General features: G+C 65.5%; 6 protein-coding genes. 2 read left to right on the top strand and 4 right to left on the bottom strand.

From position 1 onward, the window contains the following. Positions 1-136: 136 nt before the first annotated feature. Positions 137-3,151, top strand: coding sequence for a Tn3 family transposase (locus NA4_RS36105; RefSeq protein ID WP_067480213.1), 3,015 nt, complete (start codon positions 137-139; stop codon positions 3,149-3,151). An 848-nt stretch (positions 3,152-3,999) separates the two neighbouring features. Here NA4_RS36105 and NA4_RS36100 read toward each other — a convergent pair. The 4 genes from NA4_RS36100 to NA4_RS36085 are packed head-to-tail and all read right to left on the bottom strand — an operon-like array spanning position 4,000 to position 7,642. Continuing rightward, entirely contained in the window at positions 4,000-4,398 is a 399-nt protein-coding gene (locus NA4_RS36100) for a RidA family protein (RefSeq protein WP_067480209.1), read from the bottom strand. A 44-nt stretch (positions 4,399-4,442) separates the two neighbouring features. Further along, positions 4,443-5,132: a helix-turn-helix transcriptional regulator gene (locus tag NA4_RS36095; protein WP_067480206.1), complete on the bottom strand. Its 690-nt coding sequence runs from the start codon at positions 5,130-5,132 to the stop codon at positions 4,443-4,445. A 13-nt stretch (positions 5,133-5,145) separates the two neighbouring features. Next, positions 5,146-6,309 carry a threonine synthase gene (locus NA4_RS36090; protein WP_067480203.1) on the bottom strand — a complete coding sequence of 388 codons (1,164 nt, stop codon included), beginning with the start codon at positions 6,307-6,309 and terminating at the stop codon, positions 5,146-5,148. A gap of 55 nt (positions 6,310-6,364) precedes the next feature. Beyond that, on the bottom strand, positions 6,365-7,642 hold the full coding sequence (locus NA4_RS36085) for a dicarboxylate/amino acid:cation symporter (protein WP_067480200.1): 1,278 nt from the start codon (positions 7,640-7,642) through the stop codon (positions 6,365-6,367). Between the two features lie 368 nt (positions 7,643-8,010). Here NA4_RS36085 and NA4_RS36080 point away from each other — a divergent pair, with 368 nt between their 5' ends. Continuing rightward, positions 8,011-8,586 (top strand): recombinase family protein, encoded by a 576-nt coding sequence (locus NA4_RS36080; protein ID WP_067480197.1) that lies wholly within the window; start codon positions 8,011-8,013, stop codon positions 8,584-8,586. The last annotated feature ends 176 nt before the right edge of the window (positions 8,587-8,762 follow it).

The raw sequence follows: 8,762 nt of genomic DNA, 5'->3' as shown, positions 1-8,762 counted from the left end.
TTCCGGTAGTAATCGCGCGAAAAACAACGAAGTTGCCTTGACCCGCGGTGATAGCTGGTTCAGGCTGCGGAACGTCGTGTTTGGTGCTTGGCTTGGTTGCCGATGAGGTTGGTCGGCGTGGTGGAGGTCGGGTTTCGTGGCGACGCAGGTGTTCGCGGATGAGGAGTTGGCGCGTCTGCGGGAGTTTCCGGAGGTCAGCCGCGAGGAGTTGTTCCGGTTCTTCACGCTGACCCCGGCCGATGTCGCGTTCGTCGCGCCGGTGCGGGGGCGTGGACCGGCGGATCGGCTGGGTCTGTCGGTGGTGCTGTGCACGCTGCCGTGGTTGGGGTTCGTGCCGGACAAGGTGGCCGCTGCGCCGCCGGTTGTGGTGGCGCGGTTGGCGGATCAGTTGAAAGTCGATGCGTCGCTGATTCGTTCGTATGGTCGGCGGGCGCAGACGCGGACCGAGCATCTGCGCCTGGTGGCCCAGTATTTGGGGTGGCGTCCGGCGGGGGCGATGGAGTTGAAGGAGCTGGACGAGTTCTTGTTGGCGCGGGCGATGGAGCATGATTCGCCGACGTTGTTGTTCCGGTTGGGGTGTGAGTATCTGATCTCGGCGCGGGTGATCCGGCCCAGTCCCGACACTGTGGTTCGCCGCGTGGTGCATGCGCGTGAGCAGGCGCAACGGGAGACCTACGATCGGCTCGCGCACGAACTGACTCCGCAGCGGTGCGCCGAGCTGGACGCGCTGCTGGTCACCGATGCTTCGATCCGGGCGTCACGGTTGCGGTGGCTGGCGACCGGCCCGGTGGAGGCATCCGCGGCCGCGGTGCGCAACGAGGTCGAGAAGCTGGGGTTGGTGCGAGGTCTGGGTGCGGACACCCTTGATCTGTCGGTGCTCCCGGCGGAACGTCGCCGGTTTCTGGCCACGCTGGGTCGCCGCCTGACTGGGCAAGCGCTGGAACGGCGTGACCCTGAGCGTCGGTATCCGATCTTGTTGACGGTGCTGGCGCAGTCGGGCACCGATGTGCTCGATGAGGTGGTGGCGCTGTTCGATCAGGCACTGTCGGGGAAGTTCAGCGCCGCCGAGAATCGGATGCGTGAGCAACTGGCCGACCGCGCCAAGACCGGCGAGGACCGGCAAGCGCTGCTGGATGACCTGCTGGCTATCCTCATCGACCCGCAGATCCCGGACGAGGATGTGGGCGGGTTGATCCGGGGTGGGGGTATCGGGTTGGAGCGGTTGCGGGCCGCGATTGTGCAGGCCAAGCCGCGGTTGCCGCGTGATCATGGGCATCTGGCCGCTCTGGATTCGTCGTATTCGTATCTGCGGAAGTTCACTCCGGCGGTGTTGTCGGCGGTCCGGTTCGCCGGCGGTACCGCGGCGACGGAGCTGCTGATCGCGGTGGACATGCTGCGCGAACTGAATGCGACCGGTCGCCGGAAGGTGTTCGACGACGCGCCAACGGGGTTCGTGCCGACCAAGTGGCGCGGCTATCTCGAGGAGGCGCGCAAGACAGGGAATACGGTTGCCTATCGGCACTATTGGGAGCTGTGCGTGCTGCTCGGGTTACGCGACGGGCTTCGCACCGGGGATGTGTTCGTGCCCGGATCGCGCCGCTACGCCGATCCGGCCGCCTACCTGCTTACGCCCGAGCAGTGGCAGCCGCAGCGGGCCGAATTCTGCCGTCTGGTCGACAAACCTGCCGACCCGGCTGCCGCGTTGGCCGCACTCACCGACGAATGGCATGCGGCGGTCACCGAGCTGGAACAGATGCTCGCCGCCGGTGACGGACCGGTGCGCCTGGACGAGGCCGGTGATCTGGTGATCTCCCCTTTGACCGCCGAGGACATCCCGACCGAGGCCATCGAGTTGAAGGCCGAGCTGACCGAGATGCTGCCGTTCGCGCCGATCGTGTCGCTGTTGATCGAGCTGGACAAACGCACCGGCTACCTGGACTGTTTCACCCACGCGGGCGGTAAGCAGGCCCGCAGCCCGGAGTTGAAACGCAATCTGATCGCGGTCCTGCTGGCCTACTCGACCAACCTCGGATTGACCAATATGGCCGCGGCGTCGGGGATCTCCTACGACATCCTGGCCTGGACCGCAGAGTGGTATGTGCGGGAGGAGACGCTGCGCGCGGCGAACCTGGCGATCATCGGCTACCACCAGAGACTGCCGCTGACCACGGTGTTCGGCACCGGCACCCTGTCGTCCTCGGACGGGCAGCGGTTCCCCACACGCGGCAAATCAACCACCGCCCGCGCGGTGAATCACTTCTTCGCCGAGGAGGGCCTGTCGACCTATACCCACGTGACCGATCAGCACACCACCTACGGCACCAAGGTCATCGTCACCACCCGCCGCGAAGCCCACTACGTCCTCGATGAAATCCTGGGCAACGCAACGGATCTGCCGATCACCGAGCACGCGACAGATACCCACGGGGTCACTCTGGTGAATTTCGCGCTGTTCGATCTGCTCGGGATGCAGCTGTCCCCGCGCATCCGGGACCTGGGCAAGATCACCCTGTACCGGCCGGTGCCGCGTGCCGATGCCGACGCGCGGTTCCCGCATGCAGGGCCGCTGCTGACACGCAAGTCGAATCTGGATTTGATCGCCGAGCATTACGACGACCTGCTCAGGTTGGCCGGGTCGCTGAAGTTCGGGCATGCCACCGCGTCGCTGCTGGTCGGCAAGCTGTCGGCGTCGGGTCGGCAGAACGCTCTCGCGGCGGCTCTCAAGGAGTACGGCGCGATGCGCCGCACCATCTACGCCGCCCGTTACCTGACCGATCCGGACTATCGGCGCAAGATTTCGCGCCAGCTCAACAAGGGCGAATCCATCCACGCGCTCAAACGCGGCCTCATCTACGCCCACGAAGGGGCCTTCCGTGCCCGTCACTTGGAAGCCCAGACCGAACAAGCCTGGTGCCTGACCCTGGCCACCAACGCGGTGATCGCCTGGACCACAGAGTATTACGGGCTCGCAGTCGATCAGATGCGGCGTCAGGGCCGCCGCATCGACGCCGATGTACTGGCCCACATCTCCCCGGCGCACAGCGAGAACATCAACTTCTTCGGCGCAATCGAGGTCGACATCGCCGCCGAGCTGGCCGCGCTCGGCCCGACCGGCTACCGGCCACTACGAGTCCGCGACACCCTCTTCTGATCATTCCATGTGCGGTCACTGTTCTGCGCGCACTGCGGCGGTATTGCCGACATGCAGGTCGGGGAGCGCGACCTTTCGACCAGGCCGAGTGGGGCGATCAGGGGTTCCAGCTGCTGATTTGCGCGCGCAGGGCTCCCCGGTGCTCGATGAAGACGTCGCCCGCCTATCGGCGTATGTGCGCAGGCATATCATGTCCACGGCACCTGCTCTTTCCGGCTGCCTGGCCTCGGCGGCGCGGGGAGCCTGCTACCGCCCGCAGGGTGGGTGATTCGTGGAGTGCGGACACAGCGGCCCAGCCGCGGCACCGGTCTTTCCGCCGCCAGGAGTCCAGGCGCTCGTGTGTTGGTCACGTTGCCCTGCGGGTCCATGTCGACCACCAGCACTTGCGCCCCGTGGTACCGGTTCGCGGCGCGGGCCGTGCAGATCGTGCAACGCCGACAACTTGCCGACCAGCAGCGCGGCTGTTGCTGCGGCTGCTGGACGGTCGCCGCATTCCTTACCGATGGCGTGCCCGCGTTGAGCTGCCGCCTGTCGACATGGCCCCGGAAACCGGGCGCTCGGGTGTCCTACCGACGGGCGGTGCAGCTCTGTTCGAGCAGGCCATCGATGCGTAGGTCCTCCCGAGGGTTGGGCCCCTTCCGCGGTCCCCTCATCGAACTGCGGAAGGGGCGTGCGGTATCAAATCCGTGTCCGTACAGAGTTTCGCGAACTGGCACTCAGGTCGAGTCCGGGAAACGTCAGCCTGAATACTGTGCTGACCGAGATCGCCGAGATCGAAGCCGTCTGGGCCAATGGCCTACGCGGGCCGACTCGAGGAAACTCGAACGCATGTGCAGATCGGCGCTGTTTCAGGTGAGTGCGGCGATGGCGTGGATCTCGATGGCCGAGTCGTAGTGCAGTTCGTTGGCGCCTACGACTGCGCGGGCCGGGCGGTGCGTGCCGATCCACTCGGCATAGATCGTGTCGAGGGCGGGCCATGCCGCAACGTCGGTGACGTAGACGGATACCGACACCAGCCGGGTCCTGTCGGTGCCGGCGGTGGCCAGGCATTTGTCGAGGTTGTCCAGTACTTGCCGGGCCTGGACGTGGAAGGGCTGCCCGGCCAAGCTGTTGCCGGCCTGGTCGACGGGCAGTTGACCGGAGATGTAGGCGAGCCCACCGTGGACTGCGATGTGGGAGTAATGCCCAAATGGTGGTCGCAGATCGGGACTGTCGCGCAGTTGGATATCGGCAGTGGGGGTGGTCATTTCCAGGGAGACCTTTCGCGGTAGGTGGTGAATGGATTCTGGTGTTACTTGGAGTAGTTGTAGACGGTGGCGCGAGAGACGCCGAGTAGGTCGGCGATGGTTTGCGCCGAGCTGGGGGAGTCGAAGAAGCCGTCCCGGCGCAGCTGTTTGACGAGTTCGCGCTTCGTGTCCCGGGGCAGGCCCCGTGGGGTGTTGGACCGGTCCGCGGCGAATGCCTCGATGGCCTCGCGCAGCTCGCGGGCGGTCCGGTCGCGCAGCGTTTCCAGGACCTCGCCGCGGTGCTCCACCTCGGTCGCGACGAGGTTCGCGAGGGTGAGAGTCAACGGCGACAACGACGAAACGTCGAGATTGAGGCACAGCGCCGCGACGTAGCGTCCCTCCCTGTTCTTGATGCCGATCGAGGTGCTCTTGACCGGCCGCCCGTCGGGGAACTGGTTGGGGTAGTTCTGGATCACGCTCGGGTAGTTCGGGTCAGCGATCCGACGCAGCCCGAGCTCGGTGGCCGAATCGCCCACCTGCCGGCCGGACAGGTTGTTCTCGATGGCGCGGATGGCGTGCTCAGGCCTGCGCAGATCATGTAGCACCACCTCGCACAACCCGGGGAACATCCGCCCGATCGCGCTCGCGATCTTCTCCGCCTCGACGAGAAGGTGCTCGTCATCTGCGGCGGTGTCGCTCCCGCTGTCCTTTCTGCGGCCGTCGTCTCTGGCCTTGCTGCCGTCCTCGGTGCTCACGCGGAACCCCTCCTTAGCTCGGGTGGTTGTTGATGTCCAGGTCGAAGACGGTGGTCATCTTCTCGGAGGACTTGACTCCGGCGCCGGTAAGAACGACCACGGTGGTCTCGCCGGCGCCGATGGTGCCGTCGGCGATGAAGTGGTCCAGCGCCGCGATCGCGACGCAGCTGGTGGGCTCGGCGTACAGGCCGTGGGATGCGAGCTTGCGCACCGCTGCCCGGATCGCCTCTTCGGGGACGGCGACAGCTGCGCCGCCGGATCGGCGGATCGCCTCAACGGCCTCGGGCAGGCGGGTCGGGTTGGCGATCGAGGCGCCCTCGGCGATGGTGGGTACTCGCTCTCCGCGGGCGGCCGGGTCGAGACCGTTGACCGTGTCCGCGATGGTGGCCCAGTGCTCGGGCTGCCCGACAAGCAGCCGCGGCCGGTGCTTGATCTGGCCCACGACGAGCAGCTCGCTGAATGCGATGTCACAGCCCAGGATGTTGCTTCCGGCGCCGGCGACGATAACCACGTTGTCGGGGGCGCTGAAGTCGAGGTCTTCCCACATCTCGTAGGCCACGGTCTTGGTGCCCTGCAAGAAGAGCGGGTGCCAGTTGTGACTCGCATACGCGATCTGCTCGGACTGGCGGATCGCTTCGTTCGAGACCTGATCGCGGGTGCCCCCGACCAGCTCGATCTGCGCACCGTACGCGCGGGCCTGCAGGATTTTCGCGGCTGAGGTCGACTCCGGCACGATGATCTTGGCTCCGATCCCGGCGGCCGCGCTGTAGGCCGCGACGGAGGAGCCACCGTTGCCGGAGCTGTCCTCGAGCACGCGCTTGGTGCCCTGACCGACCAGGTGCGAGACCATCACCGCCACCCCGCGGTCCTTGAAGCTCGAGGTCGGGTTGAACCACTCGAGCTTGAAGTGCACCCGCCGACCGTCCCAGTCCAGCGGCACCATCGGGGTGCAGCCCTCGCCAAGGCTGACACGGTGCTGCGCATCGACCGGGATCGCCGCCTGATAGCGCCAGATCGACCGTTCCGAGGTCACGATCTGATCAGGAGTGATACCGGGAAGGGCGCTCAACCCCAGCGGGGTGCCGTCATCACCGCGCCAGCGCGGGTCCGTGAGGTCGTAGCGGCGACCCGACCGGTCGTACAGGAATGGGTCGGTCGTGGTGGACGCGTCACTCATGGTTGCAGTCTCTGCCCTTCTTATCGGTGCTAGGGGATGGTTGTCGTGGTGGCCGTTACCGAACGAGCTCCCGCGTATCGGCCTCCGTTCGAGGATCGCTGGTAACACTGGCCGAAGGGCTGTCGGCGGCCGGTCGGCGACCGAGAACGGCCACGGCGACGGCGTTGCCGAGGATGTTGGTGGCGGTGCGCCCCATGTCGAGCAGTTGGTCGATCACCAGCAGCAGGGCCACACCGGCAGCGGGGATACCGAAGCCGGGAACGACCGCGGCGACGATGACCAGTGCGCCGCGGGGCACACCGGCCATACCTTTGCTGCTGACGAGCAGGACCAGGCACATCAGGATCTGCTGGCCGATGCTCATGTCGATGTTGTAGGCGTTGACCAGGAACGCGGAGGCGAAGGTCATGTACATCATCGAGCCGTCGATGTTGAACGCGTATCCCAGCGGCAGAATCAAGCCGGTGGTACGCCGGTCGACACCGTAGGAGGTCAGGGAGCTGATCATCTTCGGGAACGCGGCCTCGGTGCTCGACGTGGCGAAGGCGATGAACATCGGCTCGCGGACGGTGCGGATCAGCCGGAAGACGGCTCGGCCGAGGAACAGGGCCCCGGCGGCGACGAGAGCGATCCACAGGCCCGCCAACGCGGCATAGAAGCTGACGATCAGCGAGCCGTAGGTGGCGAACGCGTCCAGGCCCTGCGCGGTGAACGCGGCGGCAACAGCGGAGAACACACCGATCGGGGCCAGCACCATCACATACCCGGTGAGCTTGAGCATCACGCTGGTCAGCTCGTCGATGGCATCGGAGAGGCGGGAGGTTCCATGGGCGGACTTCACGGCGAGCAGCGCGAGCCCGAAGAACATCGCGAACACCAAGATCTGGATGGGCTTGTTCGTCGCCAGCGCCTGGATGAAGCTCTGCGGGACCAGGTCCTCGATGAACTTCGACGGGGAAAGTGGCTTGGTGTCGATCCCGGACCCGCCGGCGGTCGCGGTCAGGTTCAGGCCGGTGCCGACTTGCATCAGGTGGGCCATCAGGAACCCGTAGGCGCCGATCAGTAGCGACGCGGAGAGGAACCACGCCATCGAGCGCGCGAACAACGAGCCCAGCCCCTTGGTCCTGGCCATGCCGGTGATGCCACTGACGATCGTCGCGAAGATCAGCGGCGCGATCACCATTTTGATCAAGTTCAAGAACAGGTGGGTGACCGTGTCCAGGACATGAACGACGTCCGCACGGCTACCAGGGAGCTGGTAGTGCAACACCAGACCCGCAGTGACCCCGAGCACCAAAGCGGTGACGATGAACAGGCCCATCTTGTTCTTCATTGAGCCAACTCCTTCCGGCAGTGCTCGCACCCACGCTGGTGCGAGCGATAGTGAACCCACACTCGGCCCGGATCTTCGGACTATGGACAGGACTCTGTGTGGGCCGGACGAGGCCAGGGACCTCCAACCACCCATCACTATAGATCTTGAGTCTAAATTTGCAATACTTGTCTAAGTTTCGCTGCGATGTTCGAAGGGGAGCCCAGGTGCAATGGGTCGAAAATGATCGTTTGAGTCTCAACAGCATTGGCGCCGACTCGCTCCGGAAACCCGCAGCTCACACACCCCACAATTTGGGACACAACCCGTGCGCGGAAACTACGGGACGGAACCGGAACATGTCAGCCCTTTATGGGACAGTTCGCGGCATGGGCCGCTTCGGATACGCGCGGGTGTCGACCCGCGGGCAGAAAGACGACTCCCAGATCGATGCACTCGAAGCTGCCGGGTGCGAACGGATCTGGATCGACAAAGCATCGGGCAAACTCGCACGGCGCCCGGAGTGGGACAAGTGCTTCGAGTATCTGCGCCGCGGCGACGAGCTGGTGATCACCAGGCTGTCGCGGCCGTTCCGGTCGGTGCGGCACATGACCGAACTCGCCGCCCAGCTCGACGAACGCGGCATCGACCTGATCGTGCTCAAACAAGGCATCGACACCACCACCCCCGCCGGGCGGTTCCTGTTCCACGTCATCGCCGCGATGGACGAGATGACCGCGGACCTGATCAGCGAGGGCACCCTCGAAGGACTGGAGTCAGCGCGAGCCCGCGGCCGGGTCGGCGGCCGGCCACCGGCGCTGACCGAGCTGCAGGCGCTCAAGGCCCGCGAGATGTACGACGAACTCGACCACCGCGGCAAACGCAAATACACCGTCGCCCAGATCGGTCAAACTTTCGGCGTCTCCCGCAAAACCATCTACCGCCACCTCGGCCGCGACACCTGAGCCAGCCCCTGTTTCCCTGAACCGTCGAATCACCCTCTACCAGCGCACATCCCGAACTTCGTTGGATTACTACCGGAACCCCACCGACCCGGGGCAGATCATCGCACTATGCACCGGCCCCGCCATCGCCGCTGGTCCAGGCAACTTCGTTGTTTTCCGCGCGATTACTACTGGAA

Source organism: Nocardia amamiensis NBRC 102102 (assembly GCF_001612745.1).
GTDB classification, from domain to species: domain Bacteria; phylum Actinomycetota; class Actinomycetes; order Mycobacteriales; family Mycobacteriaceae; genus Nocardia; species Nocardia amamiensis.
Note: the sequence above shows the minus strand (reverse complement) of the source record. Positions and strands in the feature narration are given on the sequence as shown.

Bases quoted from the DNA above. Each gene is read 5' to 3' on its own strand.
- NA4_RS36100 (WP_067480209.1), bottom strand. From the start codon at position 4,398: ATGACCACCCCCACTGCCGATATCCAACTGCGCGACAGTCCCGATCTG.
- NA4_RS36090 (WP_067480203.1), bottom strand. From the start codon at position 6,309: ATGAGTGACGCGTCCACCACGACCGACCCATTCCTGTACGACCGGTCG.
- NA4_RS36085 (WP_067480200.1), bottom strand. From the start codon at position 7,642: ATGAAGAACAAGATGGGCCTGTTCATCGTCACCGCTTTGGTGCTCGGG.
- NA4_RS36080 (WP_067480197.1), top strand. From the start codon at position 8,011: ATGGGCCGCTTCGGATACGCGCGGGTGTCGACCCGCGGGCAGAAAGAC.